Annotated in this window: 15 protein-coding genes; 10 read left to right on the forward strand and 5 right to left on the reverse strand. The window is 73.4% G+C overall.

Features of this window, described 5'->3' with window-relative positions:
• Window positions 1–147 precede the first annotated feature (147 nt).
• Window positions 148–1,161, reverse strand: coding sequence for a tRNA (adenine-N1)-methyltransferase (locus tag LP52_RS10530; protein ID WP_084723101.1), 1,014 nt, complete (start codon window positions 1,159–1,161; stop codon window positions 148–150).
• A 223-nt stretch (window positions 1,162–1,384) separates the two neighbouring features.
• Between LP52_RS10530 and ppgK the strand changes: the two genes are divergently transcribed.
• The 3 genes from ppgK to LP52_RS10545 all read left to right on the forward strand — a co-directional run bounded on the left by ppgK (window position 1,385) and on the right by LP52_RS10545 (window position 4,340).
• A complete protein-coding gene (gene ppgK, locus LP52_RS10535; RefSeq protein ID WP_040272976.1) occupies window positions 1,385–2,188 on the forward strand; it encodes a polyphosphate--glucose phosphotransferase in 804 nt (267 codons plus the stop codon).
• Window positions 2,189–2,517: 329 nt separating this feature from the next.
• Window positions 2,518–3,786: a helix-turn-helix domain-containing protein gene (locus tag LP52_RS10540; RefSeq protein WP_052809696.1), complete on the forward strand. Its 1,269-nt coding sequence runs from the start codon at window positions 2,518–2,520 to the stop codon at window positions 3,784–3,786.
• Between the two features lie 80 nt (window positions 3,787–3,866).
• Window positions 3,867–4,340, forward strand: coding sequence for a hypothetical protein (locus LP52_RS10545; RefSeq protein ID WP_040272841.1), 474 nt, complete (start codon window positions 3,867–3,869; stop codon window positions 4,338–4,340).
• 34 nt (window positions 4,341–4,374) lie between these two features.
• Here the strand turns inward: LP52_RS10545 and LP52_RS10550 are convergent, their stop codons facing one another.
• Window positions 4,375–5,538 (reverse strand): site-2 protease family protein, encoded by a 1,164-nt coding sequence (locus LP52_RS10550; protein WP_040272843.1) that lies wholly within the window; start codon window positions 5,536–5,538, stop codon window positions 4,375–4,377.
• Between the two features lie 117 nt (window positions 5,539–5,655).
• On the opposite strand from LP52_RS10550, the gene LP52_RS10555 reads away from it, so the two are divergent.
• From LP52_RS10555 to LP52_RS10570, 4 genes are all read left to right on the forward strand, one after another.
• Window positions 5,656–6,480 carry a RecB family exonuclease gene (locus tag LP52_RS10555; RefSeq protein WP_040272844.1) on the forward strand — a complete coding sequence of 275 codons (825 nt, stop codon included), beginning with the start codon at window positions 5,656–5,658 and terminating at the stop codon, window positions 6,478–6,480.
• A 96-nt stretch (window positions 6,481–6,576) separates the two neighbouring features.
• Entirely contained in the window at window positions 6,577–7,878 is a 1,302-nt protein-coding gene (locus tag LP52_RS10560) for a sensor histidine kinase (protein WP_238580840.1), read from the forward strand.
• A gap of 110 nt (window positions 7,879–7,988) precedes the next feature.
• Window positions 7,989–8,666: a response regulator gene (locus tag LP52_RS10565; RefSeq protein WP_040272981.1), complete on the forward strand. Its 678-nt coding sequence runs from the start codon at window positions 7,989–7,991 to the stop codon at window positions 8,664–8,666.
• A 253-nt stretch (window positions 8,667–8,919) separates the two neighbouring features.
• On the forward strand, window positions 8,920–10,344 hold the full coding sequence (locus LP52_RS10570; RefSeq protein WP_052809697.1) for a threonine/serine exporter family protein: 1,425 nt from the start codon (window positions 8,920–8,922) through the stop codon (window positions 10,342–10,344).
• A gap of 47 nt (window positions 10,345–10,391) precedes the next feature.
• Here LP52_RS10570 and LP52_RS10575 read toward each other — a convergent pair whose 3' ends face one another.
• Window positions 10,392–10,925, reverse strand: a complete 534-nt coding sequence (locus LP52_RS10575; protein ID WP_202966093.1) for a CGNR zinc finger domain-containing protein — start codon at window positions 10,923–10,925, stop codon at window positions 10,392–10,394.
• An 81-nt stretch (window positions 10,926–11,006) separates the two neighbouring features.
• Here LP52_RS10575 and LP52_RS10580 point away from each other — a divergent pair, with 81 nt between their 5' ends.
• The 3 genes from LP52_RS10580 (at window position 11,007) to LP52_RS10590 (ending at window position 13,284) form a co-directional block, all read left to right on the forward strand.
• Window positions 11,007–11,882 carry an alpha/beta fold hydrolase gene (locus LP52_RS10580; protein ID WP_040272846.1) on the forward strand — a complete coding sequence of 292 codons (876 nt, stop codon included), beginning with the start codon at window positions 11,007–11,009 and terminating at the stop codon, window positions 11,880–11,882.
• 158 nt (window positions 11,883–12,040) lie between these two features.
• A complete protein-coding gene (locus LP52_RS10585; RefSeq protein WP_052809716.1) occupies window positions 12,041–12,754 on the forward strand; it encodes an endonuclease V in 714 nt (237 codons plus the stop codon).
• A gap of 332 nt (window positions 12,755–13,086) precedes the next feature.
• The gene (locus LP52_RS10590; protein WP_040272847.1) at window positions 13,087–13,284 is read left to right on the forward strand and encodes a DUF5999 family protein; all 198 of its coding nucleotides are present in this window, start codon (window positions 13,087–13,089) and stop codon (window positions 13,282–13,284) included.
• A gap of 196 nt (window positions 13,285–13,480) precedes the next feature.
• Here the strand turns inward: LP52_RS10590 and LP52_RS10595 are convergent, their stop codons facing one another.
• Window positions 13,481–14,086: an alpha/beta hydrolase family protein gene (locus LP52_RS10595; protein ID WP_040272848.1), complete on the reverse strand. Its 606-nt coding sequence runs from the start codon at window positions 14,084–14,086 to the stop codon at window positions 13,481–13,483.
• A 134-nt stretch (window positions 14,087–14,220) separates the two neighbouring features.
• A complete protein-coding gene (locus LP52_RS10600) occupies window positions 14,221–15,432 on the reverse strand; it encodes a tetratricopeptide repeat protein (RefSeq protein WP_040272849.1) in 1,212 nt (403 codons plus the stop codon).
• Between the last annotated feature and the right edge of the window lie 273 nt (window positions 15,433–15,705).

The raw sequence follows: 15,705 nt of genomic DNA on the forward strand, positions 1-15,705 counted from the left end.
AAGAAGGACGACTACTCGAAACCCTACCTACCCATGGACTATTCCTAACCTCCGGCCAGCCGCGAGTGTCGAAGCGCTCACTTTTCGATGTTGTGAAGGCCTAGGTCACCCTGATAAAGGCGGGTGCGGCGTAATGCGAACGTAATGTCACTCTGCGCCGTTCCCCCGGGCCTGCGCACCGCCCTCGCCGCCCTCCGCGGCCCGGTCGGCCGACTCCTCGCCGGCGCCGCCCTCGGCTTGGCTCGCCCCCGCCTCGGAGGAGCGCCGGGCGCCCGCCCCGCCGCGGGACTCCTGCTCGCGCTGCCAGTCCTGGCCGTAGGCGCCCTTGGAGGGGCGCCGGCGGCGCTCGGGCGGGACGGCCCCCTCGGCCAGGCGCCGAGCCGTCACCAGGAACCCCGTATGACCGATCATCCGATGATCGGGGCGAACGGCCAGGCCTTCCACGTGCCACTCGCGCACCAGCGTCTCGAAGGCCCGCGGCTCGTAGAAGGAGCCGTTGTCGCGCAGCTCCTCGACGACGCGCGAGATCTGGGTGGTGGTGGCGACGTAGACGCACACCAGCCCGCCCGGCGCCAGCGCCTTGGACACGGCGTCCAGGCACTCCCACGGCGCGAGCATGTCCAGCACGACCCTGTCGAGTCCGGTCTCGGTGAGCTCCTCGGCCAGATCGCCCACGGTAAGCCGCCAGGCCGGGTGCTCGCCGCCGAAGAAGCGCTCCACGTTGGTGCGGGCGATCTCGGCGAAGTCGGCGCGGCGCTCGTAGGAGGAGACCAGCCCCTGCTCGCCCACGGCGCGCAGCAGCCAGCTGGTGAGCGCGCCGGACCCGCCGCCGGCCTCGGCCACCCGCGCGCCGGGGAAGATGTCGGCCTGGGCGACGATCTGGGCGGCGTCCTTGGGATAGACGATCGTGGCGCCGCGCTTCATGGACAGGGTGAAGTCGGCCAGCAGCGGACGCAGTGCCACGTAGGCGGTGTTGGAGGTCGCGCGCACCACGCAGCCCTCGGGGCTGCCGATCAGCTCGTCGTGGTCCAGGCGCCCCCGGTGGGTGTGGAAGGCGGCGCCGGCCTTGAGGGTGATGGTGTGCATCTTGCCCTTGGGGTCGGTCAGCTGCACGATGTCGCCCTCGCGGAAGGGGCCGCGGCGGCCGTGGATGCCGGTCAACAGGTACTCGTCTCTTCGCGGTAATCGGTCGGTGTACTGGGTGTACAGGGGGGCGGGCAGTCGCCCACGTTAGCGGCCCGGGCGCCGCACGTCGTAATCGCGCGCCCGCCCGCTCCGCCTCCCGCTCGCTGCGCCCGGCGGGTGCCGGGAGGAGACACAATTGGACTACGGGCACACGCGGCCGGCCGGTGCCCGCCGACACGTCGGGAAGGACGGGATCACCATGGCGCCCAGCACACCCAAGGTGGGTATCGGCATCGACATCGGCGGAAGCGGGATCAAGGCCGCGCCGGTCGACCTGGAGCGGGGGGTCTTCCTGGTGGACCGGCTGAAGACGGCCACGCCCCGGCCCGCGACGCCCGATGCGGTGGCCGAGGTGGTCGCCGACCTCGCCTCCTCCTTCCCCGAGCACGTGGCGGGATCGGCGCCGCTGGGCGTGACCTTCCCGGCGGTCATCCAGCACGGGATCGCCCGCAGCGCCGCCAACGTCGACTCCTCGTGGGTGGGCACCGACACCGAGAAGCTGCTGTCGGAGGCGACAGGGCGCGAGGTCTACGTCGTCAACGACGCCGACGCCGCCGCGGTGGCCGAGCACCGCTACGGCGCCGCGCGCGATGTGCGCGGCGTGACGCTGCTGACCACGCTGGGCACCGGGATCGGCACTGCGCTGCTGGTGGACGGCCACCTGGTACCCAACACCGAGTTCGGGCACCTGGAGATCGACGGCCACGACGCCGAGACCCGCGCCGCCTCCAGCGTGCAGGACCGCGAAGGGCTGTCGTATGAGCAGTGGGCCCGCGAGCGGCTGCAGCGCTACTACGACGAGGTGGAGCGGCTGCTGTGGCCCGACCTGATCGTCGTGGGCGGCGGGGTGAGCCGCATCGCCGACCAGTTCCTGCCCTATCTGCGGCTCAACGCCCCCATCGTGCCGGCCGAGCTGCGCAACACGGCGGGGATCGTGGGCGCGGCCTGCCTGGCGGTGGAGCGCTTCGGCCCGGCCCTGCCCGCCGACGGCGAGCGGGCCTGAGCGCACCGGCCTCGCGGTCCGTGCGGGCCCGAACGCCCATCGACCGCAGCCCGGCGCTGAGGCCACTGAAGGCGCGGCCCCCGGGCGGATCGTCGGCACCGCCGTCAAGGGCGTGGCCATGTGCGGCCAGGCCGGACGTTCACAGGGCGGGGTCTGCACGGTCGTCGGCACTCCGGATTACTGCCGCGTATCCCTTACAGTGCAGGGACTTTAGACCCTTGACTCCGCCTTCGGCATCGACTCCGCGTAACCTCGCATGCACGTTACGCATAGCAGTACCTTTTTCACTCATAGCCACCCATCCCTGGTGGAACCTTTAATCTAGGCTCATGCCCCGACGAGACAGTGCGCTGCCGCCGGACTTCTGGGAACGCGACGGCATCACCGAGGCGCTGGCCACCTGCGATCTCGCCCGTGTCCTGGAGCACGTTCGCCTGGCCCGGGCCTGGTCCCAGGGCGAGCTCGCCCGCGCCGTCGGCTACTCGCAAAGCTGGGTGTCGCGGGTGGTCAACCGGCAGCAGTCGCTCACCGTCGACCAGGTCCGCGAGATCGCCGGGCGGCTGGGGATCCCGATCCACCTCCTCCGGTTCGCGGACTCCGCCGAGCCGGAGAGGGGGGCCGATCCGACGAGACGACGGGAATTCGGCAAGGCCGTCGCCGCGGCGACGCTGACGCCCGGCGCGGCGCCGCAACGCACCGGGGTCGACGAGGGCACGGCACCGACCCTGCGCGCGATCACCGGCGGCCAGCGGCGGCTGGACGGCGCCTCGCCTTCGCGCGACCTCGCCGGGGGCGCGGTCGCCCACGTGGAGCTCACCGGGCGCACGCTGGCGCGGGCGCGGCCCACACCGTTCGCCTCCGACGTCGCCGCGGCGGCCAGCGAGGCCGCCGGCTTCGCCGGATGGCTGCACGCCGACATGGACGACGCCGGGTCGGCGCGCGGCTACTACCGCACCGCGGTGCGCAATGCGCGCTTGGCCCGGAATCCGCTGCTGGGCGCCTACATGGTGGGCAGCCTGGCCGCCTTCGAGACCGAGACCGAGGACGCGGCCGCAGGCCTGGCCCTGGTCGGCGAGGCGGCGCGGCTGCTGGGCAGCGACACCCACCCCACCGCCGCCGCGTGGCTCGCCTGCACCCGCGCCATGGCCTACGCCACGCTCGGCGACGCCCCCGCTGCCGATGCCGAGATCGCCGCCGCCGAGCGCGCGGTCGCCCGCAGCGACAACACCGAGCCGCCCTGGCCCTGGGTCTTCCCCTTCACCGAGGCGAAGGTCGCCGGATATCGTGCGCTCACGGGCGTGCGGCTGCACCGGCCCCACGAGGCGCGCGCCGCCTTCGCCGAGGCCTTCGGCCGCGCCCGCCCCACGGCCAAGAACGGCGCGGCCCTGATGGTGGAGCTCGCGGGCGCCCACGCCGACGCCGGCGACGTCGACGAGGCGTTCTCCCTGGCCGCCCAGTCGCTGCGGATCGGCGTGCGCTTCCGCTCCGACCGGCTGATATCGCGGGTGCGACGCTTCCGCCGCGCCTACCGGGGACCCGGCGCCCGCTGCGTCACCGAACTCGACGAGCAGCTCGCGTCGGCGGCCTTGACCGCCTAACGCCGCCGACGCGCGCGACCCGCGGCCGCCGTGTGGACGCCTGCGGCCCGCGGGGAACACATGGTGAGAGAGGAAGGGCCATGCGGCGTCTTGCGATCACCGGTCACCGCGCACTGCCCCCCGAGGTCGCGCGCGCGGTCGACTCCGCCCTGCGCGCCCGCCTGCGGGACCTGGGGCCGCACGTGACCGGGCTGTCCTGCCTCGCCGACGGCGCCGACGCGCTGTTCGCGCGCGCCGTGCTGGACACGGGCGGCACCCTGGAGGCGGTGGTGCCGGCCGAGCGCTACCGCGACGGACTGCCCGAATGGCACCGCGAGACCTACGACGCGCTGCTGGCGGCGGCCGCGCTGGTGCACCGGCTGCCGTATGTGGAATCGACCTCCCACGCGCACCTGGAGGCGGGCCGCCACCTGGTGGAGCACTGCGACGAACTCCTGGCGGTGTGGGACGGCTGCCCGCCGCGCGGTCCGGGCGGCACGGCCGACATCGTCGACTACGCCCGCGGCCGCGAGCGCCACGTGACCGTCGTATGGCCCGAGGGCGCCACCCGCTGATGCGGCGACCCCCGACGCCGCCGCCGGTGCGGTCTCAGCGCCCGGTGAAGGCCTGTTGGACGTCGGCGGTGTACAGCACGCCGTAGACGCCGCCGTCGGACTCCACCAGCAGGTACTCCTGGACGGGATGGGCCCGCAGCGCCTCCAGCAGTTCCTCGCCCTCCAGGTCGGCGCTGATGACCGCGCCGCGGGTGATCGCGCGGGCGACGCTTGAGGCCGGGACCCAGGGCAGTCGGGCGTCGGGCACGGCCGCCGCGGCGGTCTCGCTGACGATCGAGGTGGGGGTGCCGGCGGCGTCGGCGACCACCACCGCCCGCGTGCCCGCCTCGCGCATGCGCCGCTGTGCCTCGGCCACCGAGGTGTCGGCGCTGACGGTGGTCACGTTCCGACCCAGCCCGCGGGCGCGCAGCGTGGGCACCCGCTCGCGCATGCGCGCGGTCCGCAGCGCCGAGGCCGCGCCCATCCAGATGAACGAGGCGAGCAGCAGCGCCCACACCAGGCCGAACAGGTTGGGCGCGCTGCCGGTGCGCAGACCGTAGAGCACCGGCACGGCGACGATGGACACCGCCAGCAGCCGTCCGCCCCAAGCGGCGACCACGGTGCCGGCGCGGGGCCGCCGGGTGATCGCCCACACCGCGGCCCGGACCAGGCGGCCGCCGTCCAGCGGCAGGCCGGGCAGCAGGTTGAACACGCCCACCAGGAGATTGGCCACCCACAGCTGCCACACCAGCACGCCGACGACGGTCTGCGGCTCGACGAACCAGTAGCCCGCGAACCCCACAGCGGCCAGCACCAGCGAGAGGACGGGCCCCGAGACCGCCACCAGGAACTCGCGCCCCGGTGTGGGCGCCTCGCGCTCGATCTCGGAGACGCCGCCGAGCATGTACAGCGTGATGCGGGCGACGGGCAGTCCGAACATGCGCGCGGTGACCGAGTGGGCGAGTTCGTGGATGAGCACCGACACGTACAGCAGCACCGCGAAGACGAAGGCCACGAGGTAGGAGAGCGGCCCCAGCTGGAGGGTGCGCTCGACCACGGGCTCGTAGATCAGCGTGATGACGGCCGCGATGATCAGCCACGAAGGCGTCACGTAGACGGGAATGCCGAAGGGGCGTGCCATCAGCCACCCGGATCCGCGACGGGCGGGGCGGGCGGTACTCGGGCTCTCGGGAGGGGTGCTGCCGGCGGGATCGGTCACCCGCCCAGCCTATGCAATCGCCCGCCGCGCACCGGGACGGGCCGACCTGCGCGCCGGTCCTCGGCGGGCTGTGCACGACAGCGTGCCCGCCCCGGCGCGGAGCCGTACTGTTGGGGCATGGACTCCCCCGACGACGCTCCCGTGATCCGTGCCCTGTCGCCGTCGCGGGCCGCCGACTTCCTGCAGTGCCCGCTGCTGTTCCGCTTCCGGGCCATCGACCGGCTCCCCGAGCGCCCCAGCGCCGCCGCGCTGCGCGGCACCCTGGTGCACTCGGTGCTGGAGCGGCTGTTCGAGCTGCCTGCCGAGACCCGCACCCCCCGCACGGCGCTTTCGCTGGTCGAGCCGCAGTGGGAGCAGCTGCGCTCCTCGCACGCCGAGGCGGCCGCCGCGTTGTTCTCGACCGAGCAGGAGGTCGCCGACTGGCTGGCGCAGGCCCGCACCCTGCTGGAGCGCTACTTCGAGATGGAGCAGCCGCAGCGGCTGGAACCGCGCGAGCGCGAGCTGCGCCTGGACGTCACGCTGCAGTCCGGGCTGCGGCTGCGCGGCTACCTCGACCGGATCGACGTCGCCGCCACCGGCCAGATCCGCATCGTCGACTACAAGACCGGCAAGTCGCCCCGCCCGCGCTTCGAGGACAAGGCGCGCTTCCAGATCTTCTTCTACGCCGTGATGCTCTGGCGCGAGCTGGGCGAGGTGCCGGCCCGGCTGCAGCTGATGTACCTCGGCGACGGCGGCGTGCGCTGGTACGACCCCACCGAGCAGGAGCTGCGGGCCGCCGAGTCGGAGATCCTGGGCATCTGGCGCGACATCGAGGACACCGCCCGCTCGGGCAGCTGGCACCCGCGCCCCAGCAAGCTCTGCGGCTGGTGCGACCACCAGGCGCTGTGTCCGGAGTTCGGCGGCACCCCTCCCCCGCTGCCCCAGCCCGCCCCGGCGCTGTGACGAACTCCCCCGCCGCCGCTCTTCCTACCGGCGGAGGAGACGAGATCGGCCGGGCGAAGGTCGGCGGATGCGGGAGGCGCTTCTAGCGTGGAACAGGTGACCGCCGCACGAGCCGCGCCCGAGACCGAGCCCGCCCCCGAGAGCCGGGGCGCCGCGCATTCGGCGCTGCGCGGCGGCCGGTGGCCGTGGATGAGCGACGCGATCATCGTGGTCGCTCTGGCGGCGGCCAACACCGCGCTGGTCACCGTCACCCGCGAGGACCCTGCCATGGCGGCGGTGTGGCACGACCACACGGCGGGCTACGCCGCCGGGGTCATGCTGTCCCTGGTGCTGTTCGCGCGGCGCTTCCTGCCCTTCACCGTGCTCATGGTGCTCACGCTCGGCGGGCTCGCCGGCGACTTCGCCGGGATCATGGTGTGGGGCGCCGCGAGCCTGGGGATCGCAGCGGCGGCCTATTCGGTGGGCCGGTACCTGCCGCTGGTGCGCTCGCTGGCGGGGCTGAGCGCCGCGGTGGCGGTCAACATCGCCACCACCGCGCTGAGCCCCGCCACGGCCGCGCCCGGCGGCGGGGAGGCCGGCGGCGAGCCGTGGTGGATCAACCAGGCGTTCTACCTCGGCTGGATCCTCGGCTCCTGGTGGGTGGGGCGCCTGGTGCGCATGCGCGCCTTCCACATGATGGAGCTGGCCGCCCGCGCCGAACGCCTGGAGCGCGCCCGCGACGCCCACACGCGCGCGGTCCTGGCCGAGGAGCGCACCCGCATCGCCCGCGAGCTGCACGACGTCGTGGCCCACCACGTCAGTGTGATGACGGTGCAGGCCACCGCCGGGCGCCGGGTGATCGAGCGCTCACCCGACCGGGCCCGCCAGACCCTGGTGGAGATCGAGGAGACCGGGCGCCAGGCGATGGCGGAGATGCGCCGGATCGTGGACGTGCTGCGCGAACCCGAGGCCGGGGGCGAGAACGACAACGGCGAAGTCGCAGGCCGCGACCCGCAGCCGAGCCTGTCCGGATTGGACGAGCTGATACGCCAGATCCGCGAGACCGGGACGCCGGTGGAGCTGGTCGCCGAGGGCGTGCCGGTGAAACTGCCGCCGGGCCTGGAGCTGACCCTGTACCGCGTGGTGCAGGAGTCGCTGACCAACGTCCTCAAGCACGCCGGCCGCGACGCCCCCACCACGGTGTCGGTGCGCTACGGCCCGCGGGCGGTGGAGGTCGCCGTCACCGACGAGGGCGGCGCCGGCGGCGAGGGCGCGCCGCCGCACTCGGACGAGCCCGGGCACGGTCTTGTGGGCATGCGCGAGCGCGTGGCCCTCTACGGCGGCGAGATCGACGCGGGCCCGCGCAGCGGCGGCGGGTTCGAGGTACGTACCCGGATCCCGCTGGCGCGCCGCGGATGAGCCGGGAAGCGGCGCCGAGCCGCGGCTTCGGGGTGGACGCCGGGCCGCCGCGGCGGCCGCTTCCGGTCGCTGCGGACGAAGCGGCGCCGCCGATCACCGAGAATCGGCACATGGCCATCCGCGTCCTCCTCGTCGACGACCAGCCCCTGTTGCGTACCGGGTTCCGCCTGATCCTCGAGTCGGAACCGGAGATCGCGGTGGTGGGCGAGGCCGCCGACGGCCACGCCGCGCTCGCCGACACCCGTCGGCTGCTGCCGGACGTGGTGCTGATGGACATCCGGATGCCGGGCAAGGACGGAATCGACGCCACGCGGGAGATCCTGGAGTGGGCGCACACCAGCGGGCAGCAGGTGCGGGTGCTGGTACTGACGACCTTCGATCTGGACGAGTACGTGGTCGAAGCGCTGCGGGCGGGTGCCAGCGGGTTCCTCCTGAAGGACGTGCCGCCGGACGAGTTGGCCGGGGCGATCCGCGTGGTGGCCGACGGGGCGGCGATCGTGGCGCCCACGATCACGCGCCGGCTGCTCGACCGCTTCGCCGACAAGCTGCCCTCGACACGGGATCGGCAGCCGCCCCGGCTCGACCATCTGACCGAGCGCGAGCGGGAGGTCCTGCGGCTGCTGGCGCGCGGCCTGTCCAACGCCGAGATCGCGCGCCGCCTGGTGGTAAGCGACACCACGGTCAAGACCCACGTGGGCAACGTGCTGACCAAACTGGGGCTGCGCGACAGGGTCCAGGCCGTGGTCCACGCCTACGAGACCGGCATCGTGCGGCCGGGAGAGGAGTAGGCCGGACGCACGGGGCCGACCGCGGCGCGCACGGGCTCGCCGCCCGCCGGCGCCGCCACCCGGTCCTGCGCCACACACAGCGGCCGTGCTCGGCGATCGCGGCCGCCACCTGCGACCATGGGCGGTGATCGACCTCACCGCGCCACCGGGCCGCGTAGCGCCAACCGGTGCCCCGAATCTGGCGTCTCATCCCGTGGCCGCCGGTGCAGGCGGCCGCCGTTTCCGCGCATCGAGGAGGTATCGAGAACCGCTCATGGCCGAGGACTCCCAGTATCCCGCGTCGTCGAACGAGGACTTTCTGCTGAGCCGACTGCGGGATTGGCGTGCGTCTCGGGAGTCGGAGATGCACTCCGACCTCTTCGATGAAGCCGTGGAGACGCCCGACCCGCGGGCGCTGGACCTCGTGCTGCGCGTCGGCGAGCTGCTCCTTGCCAGCGGCGAGAGCACCGAGGTGGTCAGCGAGTCGATGCTGAGCCTCTCGGTGGCCTTCGAGCTGCCGCGTTCGGAGGCCTCGGTCACCTTCACCGCGATCACGCTGTCGGCCCACCCCGGGGGCGATCACCCGCCGATCACGGGCGAGCGGGTGGTGCGCCGCCGTACTCTGGACTACTTCCGCGTCAACGAGCTGCACGCCCTGGTGCAGGACGCGGCGCTGGGGGCGGTGGAGCTGGAGGGCGCCATCGCGCGTTTGCGGGCGATCAAGCGCGCGAGCCCGCCCTACCCCAACTGGCTCATCGTGACGGGGTTCGGGCTGATCGCCTCCAGCGCCAGTCTCATGGTCGGCGGCCAGTGGATCGTCGCCGCCGCCGCGTTTTTGGCCACGGTGCTGGGCGACCGCACCTCAGCCTTCCTGGCGAGACGCGGGGTGGCGGAGTTCTACCAGGTGACCGCGGCGACGATGGTGGCCTCCACCATCGGGGTGGGGCTGCTCTGGGGCAGCGACCAGTTGAACCTGGGTCTGCAGGCCGGCGCGATCATCACCGGCAACATCATGGCCCTGCTGCCGGGGCGGCCGCTGGTGGCCAGCCTGCAGGAGGGCATCAGCGGCAGCTACGTCTCGGGCACGGCGCGGCTGCTGGAGGTCTTCCTGACCCTGGGTGCGATCATCGCGGGGGTGGGCGCCGTCGCCTACACCGCGGTGCGTCTGGGCGTGGAGGTCACCCTGGACAACCTGCCCACCGTCGGAACCGGCGTGGAGTTCCCGGTACTGCTCGGCGCGGCGGGAATCGCCATGACCTTCGCCGTTTCGCTGACCGTCCCGCCGCGCATGCTGCCGTGGATCGGCATCATGGGCGTGATGATCTGGGTGATCTACGCGACGGTGCGCAGCCTGCTGGACGCGCCCCCGATCCTGGGCACCGCGGCCGGCGCCGTGGTCATCGGCGTGGTGGGCCACGCGCTCGCGCGCCGCACGCGAAGGCCTGTGCTGCCCTATGTCATTCCGGCGATCGCGCCGCTGCTGCCCGGCAGCATCCTGTACCGGGGACTGCTGGAGATCACCCTGAACCAGCCGGTGCAAGGGCTGCTGAGCCTGTCGGAGGCGGTGGCGATCGGCCTGGGCCTGGGTGCGGGGGTCAGTTTCGGCGGCGAACTGGTGCGCGCGTTCCAGCGCGGCGGCCTCGCCGGCGCCGGCCGCCGCAGCCGCCCCGCAGCCCGCCGCAGCCGCGGAGCGGCCTGAGGAGCCAGACGTACTGCGGGCGGACGGCGGCGCGCCTCGCCGGCGCTCTACTCGGATTGCGGGGTCTCCCGGGTTCGAGCCTGGTGCCGGCGGGCTTTGAGCCGGTTCCCGCAGGTTTTCATCGAGCACCATCGTGCGGTGTTGGCACGGCTGCGGTCCAGAAGGAAGAGGCGGCATTCCGGGTTCTCGCACGGCCGCAGACGGCCGGGCATGCGTTCCTTGACGTCGGCCCAGGCGAGCACGAGTTCCACGGCGAGTCTGCGTTCCTCCGGCACCTCCAGGTGCCACTCGATGCCCGACGCGCTGGGCCGCGGAACTCTGCGGACACCTTCGAGGACTCGGCGCAGACCGGGCTGCCCCGACGTCCCCGCCTCCACCGCCTGAAGCGCGTCCCGGGCGGCGCGCAGCCACCGGCGCTCCTCGTCGCCGCCGAGCCCCCCGTGCTCCCGCGCCCACCTCTCCACCTCGTGGTCGTCCCACCACAGGTCCTGGCGTCGGCCGTGCGCAACAGGGGTGCTGTTCAGCGCCTGCAGCAGGGCCTGGTCGTCCAGCACGGACCTCAACTCCCCGTCTAACTCCATCAACTGCCTTGACAGGTTACACCCAAGAATGTCTACTGAGCGTCGAGGATTAACCACCAAAATGCATCTTAGGGGTTAGCAATGGTCGAGGTCCGCCACCGATACGCGACAGTGCGGGGACACCGCGTCTTCTACCGCGAGGCAGGAGCCCGCGAGGCGCCCGCGCTCGTGCTCCTGCACGGATACCCCTCCAGCTCACGCATGTTCCGCCACCTCATTCCGGCGCTGGCCGACCGGTTCCACGTCGTCGCCCCCGACCACCTCGGCTTCGGCCGCTCCGACGCCCCGACCGTGGACGCGTTCACCTACACCTTCGACGCCCTGACCGACATCACCGAAGACCTCCTGGCCCAGCTCGACGTCACCCGCTACGCCCTGTACGTCCAGGACTACGGCGCACCCATCGGCTGGCGGCTCGCTCTACGCACCCCGGACGCGATCACGGCGGTGATCACGCAGAGCGGCAACGCCTACGAGGACGGTTTCGTACCGGATTTCTGGAAGCCCGTATGGGCGTACTGGGAGAATCCGGGCCCGCAGACCGAACCCGCCGTCCGCGGCGCCCTCTCCCTCGACGCCATCCGCTGGCAGTACCTGCACGGAGTGGAGCGGCCCGAGCTGGTCGATCCCGACACCTGGACCGCCGACCACCGCGAGGTCAACCGGCCGGGCAACGACCTCGTGCAGCTCGCCCTGTTTCGCGACTACGCCGGCAATCCGCCCCTCTACCCTCAGGTGCACGCCTACTTTCGGGACCGCCAGGTCCCCCTCCTCGCGGTCTGGGGCGCGGGCGACGAGATTTTCGGCCCGGACGGGGCACGTGCCTTCGCGCGAGACCTACCGGATGCGGAGATCCACCTGATCCCCGGCGGTGGACACTTCCTGCTCGAAAGCCACCTGGACACCGTGGCCGGGTACATTCGCGGGTTCCTGACCGCCGCCGGATCACCGGCGTGAAGCCCGCACCGCGCACCGACCGCCGCCGCCCTCATCGGACGCCCAGCCATCCATCCGCCGAACCGGCCGACGCCCGCACCGGCCGTGCGCCGCTGCCCCTCGGCGACTCTCCTGAGCCCGGCCGCGTCTAGAGTTTCGGTATGGACGGGATCGACGGTATGGACGGGCCCCCCGGCACCCGGCCCCACCGGGCGCCGGGGCCCGTCGCACAGCGGGAGTGGCCGACCGACGCCGGGGAGGCGCGGTCGCTGCAGGAGCGCTTGGCGCCGCTCGTGCGGCAGGAGGCCGTCGACGCCGGCGCCGTTTCGCTGGTCGCCGGCTTGGATGTGGCCTACTCGGCCGACGACGACCGCCTCGCCGCCGCGGCCGTCGTACTGGCCGCGCCGGAGTGGGGGGCGGTGGACTCCGCGACCGTCGTGTCGCGTCCCCGGTTTCCCTACGTTCCCGGGCTGTTCGCCTTCCGGGAGGCGCCCGCGCTGCTGGAGGCCGTCGCGCGCCTGCGCACCGAGCCCGACGTCCTTATCTGCGACGGTTTCGGGTTGGCCCATCCGCGCCGTTTCGGACTTGCCTGCCACGTCGGTCTCGAACTGGACCGGCCCGTGCTGGGCGTCGGCAAGACCCCGTTCGTCGGCCGCTCCGCAGAGCCGGCCCCCGAGCGCGGGGCCTGGACTCCGCTGGTGGATGACGGCGAGGTGGTCGGCCGGTGCCTGCGCACCCGTGCCGGGGTCAAACCCGTCTACGTCTCGGTGGGCCACCGCGTCGACCTGGTTTCGGCCACCGAGCTGACGCTGCGCGTCGCGCCGCAGTACCGGATACCCGAACCCGTACGGCACGCGGACCGGCTGTGCCGGGAGCGCTTGGCCGCGGCCTGACCCGCCGCCCCCGCTCTCCGCTCGCCGCTCTCGACCTCCGCCCTCCGCCCGCGCCCTGCCGCCCACCGCGCCGGTCCCGGGCGCCGTGCGGCCGGCACGCGCGACACGCCGACGCCGGCCGCGACCTCGAAGAACGCCGACCACATTCCGCCCGGTTTCCTCTGCGATGTCCGGACATACCACTCGCCATGCGTGGCCGGATCCGGTCAATTCGCCGTCCCACCGGGCCGACCTGCCGACTTTCGGCGTCGAATACGAACGAAACACAGGTGCACTGTGACTCGCGCCACTAAGCTCGAGGGAGCAGTGATCGAAACGACCGGAGGCGCAAGATGTGCCCGCACCGACCCGCATGCCCGTCCTGTGACGACGTCGACCGCGAAGCGGCCCGCGTCGTCGCCAGCCATCCCGAGCAGGGCTGGAGCCTGCTCTGCAACGGCGTAGTGATCTTCGAGGACACCGGCGAGCTGCTGCCCAACGGCCACGTCGTCGCCCCGCACCGTCCTACCGACATCCGCGCCGTCGCCTGAGCCGCGCGCAGCGAGGCCGAGATCCGAACCGGGCCGAGGCCGACCGGCACTCCGACCGCGGAGGCCGGCACTTCCGGCCCGGCCGACCACGCCGCCTGAGCAGCTCGCCCCACCCGGATAGCTCCGCACCGTCGGACAGCACAGCGCCGCCTGGCCGGCCACGGAGCCGAGCACGCCCGCCGCGACGCTCGGCGGCTCAGCTCAGCCGCTCGGCGAGCCAGTCCGCCACCGACCCACCCACGGACTCGACGTCCTTGGCCAAGTCGTGGCGCTCACCCTGACGCACCACGAGCGACGTGGCGTCGGCCGCGTCGGGAACACCGAAGGGGTCGCGGTCCCCGTTGATCACCAGGGTCGGCACTCCGGCCCCGCGCAGTTCCTCCGCCCGCGAGCGTTCCGGCTTGCCCGGCGGGTGCAGCGGGAACGCGAGCGCGACCACCGCCGCCGCGCCCAGCTCCGCAGCGGTGCGGCAGGCGACGCGGGCGCCGTTGCTGCGCCCGGCGAGCACGAGCGGCAGCTTCGCCAGCCGCGGGTCCGCGCACACACCCCGGACCGCGGCCGTCCACGCCTCGTCCTGGGGGCGGGTCGCCGACCCGGGCATCTTCCGCCCGGCCACCCTGTAGGTCTGGGTGATGCGCGCGGCGGCGCCGCCCGCCTTGAGTACCGCGTCGCACACGGCGGTGATATCGGGCGCGTCGACGCCGCCGCCCGCGCCGTGGGTGACGGCCAGCAGATAGCGCGGTTCGCCGGCCAGCAGGTCGATGTCGGCGAGCGCAGGCCCGCGAGGCGTGTCGAGCTCCATGCCACCAAGCTACGACCACCGCAGCCGTGCGCGCTCCGCGCCCCGCGGCAGCGGAAGGGGCGATGCGGCGCGGCGGGGCGCAAACACGGCCCGGCCCCTGCAGCTCCACCCGCCGCCGCCGCGGCCCTCTGCTGTCAGTCGGCGGAGTCCGGCCATCCCTCGGGAAGGACCGGGGCCTGCGAGCCCGCCGCCAGGCGCAGCCGTTCGCGGAAGTCGTCGTGCAGCGCTCTGCCCCACACGTACTGTCCGGGTGTGCGCACCGCCTCCTCCAGCGCGCGGCGCAGCTCGGCCGGGTCGCCCTCGCCCTGGGCCAAGGGCAAGGCGAGGTGGGTGTACATCTGGTTGAGTGCGACGAACAGCTCGCCCGTCAGCATGGGGGCGCTGTTCTGGGCGGCGGCCGCCTCGACATAGGGCTCCCACCAGCCCTCCTCCCCATCAGGCTGCTCTTCCCCCTGCTCGGCGAGTTCGGGGTCGGGCGCCAGGAAGCCGCGGCGCAGCCGGGCGCGGACCTCGTCGGCGGTGGCGGGGTCGCGGTGGGCGAGCCCGTCCGCCCACACGCGCTCGGCGGTCTCGCTATCGCCGCGCACAGCCAGCAGGCGCGCCAGCAGCTCGACCGCGCCGCCGGCGACCTCGGGCGCCACCGCACGCGTGGACTCGGCGGTGTCCGCATCGGCCTCCGCCTGGGCCTCGCCCACGACGGCCCCGAACGCGCCGATCGCGTGCTCGACGTGCACAGCGCCCAGCAGCAGCCGCAGTCCTGCGTGCTCACCGGGCTCCAGGCCGCGGTGGATGACCTCGGCGGCGTCGTCGGCGCGGCCCTGGGCCAGGAGCCGGGCGGCGTAGTCGTGCGCGGCCTCGGGCACGACCTCGGCCGATCCGCTCTGCAGCACCTGCTCCCAGTGCCCTTCGGCGGCTTCGGTGTCGCCGCGCTCCTCGGCCAGGCGGGCGAGCCCGTAGTGGGCGGCGGGCCGGTAGCGGTTGTTGCCCGATTCGAGCACCTCGTCCCACGCCGCGCGGGCTTGGCCGTCGTCGCCTTCGGCTTCCAGGGACAGGGCCAGGTGGTAGGCGGCGCGGGGAGCGAACTCGGGGTGGCCGGTGTGGATCGCGGTGCGTGCGGCCGACTGCGCCGCCGCGACCTCGCCCATGTCGTGGCGGACGACGGCCAGCCCGAGGGCGGCCTGGGGCAGGTAGCGCCGCGACCCGCCCTCGACCACGCGCTCGTAGACCTGGGCGGCGCGGTTGAGGTGTCCGTTCTCGGCGAGGTCGCGCGCCTGATCCAACAGGTTCGCGAACTCCGGCTCGTCTCCGGCGGCGTCGTGGGTGGAGGATCCGGCGGACGCTGTCATCTCGGCGTACTTTCCACACGGGGGACGGTGCGGGACGGCGCCGCCGCCCCGGCGATTCACTTCGGAGCGTAGCCCTTCGGCGGTCACCCGGCAGCAAGGCGTGGCCGGAGCGGCCGGAATCGGCTACCGGAGGTTCGGTGCGCGCTTCCCCGGGCGGCGGAGGCCGCTGCCGACGGTCGAGGGGACCGACTCCCACCGCCACCTTTACGATGTAGATTTTCTGTGCTGCTGGGGTGGCACCGACGCCCCGACACACAAGCGGCGGCCGCCGGC

The organism is Streptomonospora alba (assembly GCF_000826685.1).
Classification (GTDB): domain Bacteria; phylum Actinomycetota; class Actinomycetes; order Streptosporangiales; family Streptosporangiaceae; genus Streptomonospora; species Streptomonospora alba.

Coding starts and splice junctions, on each gene's coding strand:
- ppgK (WP_040272976.1), top strand. CDS start 1,385: ATGGCGCCCAGCACACCCAAGGTGGGTATCGGCATCGACATCGGCGGA.
- LP52_RS10540 (WP_052809696.1), top strand. CDS start 2,518: ATGCCCCGACGAGACAGTGCGCTGCCGCCGGACTTCTGGGAACGCGAC.
- LP52_RS10545 (WP_040272841.1), top strand. CDS start 3,867: ATGCGGCGTCTTGCGATCACCGGTCACCGCGCACTGCCCCCCGAGGTC.
- LP52_RS10555 (WP_040272844.1), top strand. CDS start 5,656: ATGGACTCCCCCGACGACGCTCCCGTGATCCGTGCCCTGTCGCCGTCG.
- LP52_RS10565 (WP_040272981.1), top strand. CDS start 7,989: ATGGCCATCCGCGTCCTCCTCGTCGACGACCAGCCCCTGTTGCGTACC.
- LP52_RS10570 (WP_052809697.1), top strand. CDS start 8,920: ATGGCCGAGGACTCCCAGTATCCCGCGTCGTCGAACGAGGACTTTCTG.
- LP52_RS10575 (WP_202966093.1), bottom strand. CDS start 10,925: ATGGAGTTAGACGGGGAGTTGAGGTCCGTGCTGGACGACCAGGCCCTG.
- LP52_RS10580 (WP_040272846.1), top strand. CDS start 11,007: ATGGTCGAGGTCCGCCACCGATACGCGACAGTGCGGGGACACCGCGTC.
- LP52_RS10585 (WP_052809716.1), top strand. CDS start 12,041: ATGGACGGGCCCCCCGGCACCCGGCCCCACCGGGCGCCGGGGCCCGTC.
- LP52_RS10590 (WP_040272847.1), top strand. CDS start 13,087: ATGTGCCCGCACCGACCCGCATGCCCGTCCTGTGACGACGTCGACCGC.
- LP52_RS10595 (WP_040272848.1), bottom strand. CDS start 14,086: ATGGAGCTCGACACGCCTCGCGGGCCTGCGCTCGCCGACATCGACCTG.
- LP52_RS10600 (WP_040272849.1), bottom strand. CDS start 15,432: ATGACAGCGTCCGCCGGATCCTCCACCCACGACGCCGCCGGAGACGAG.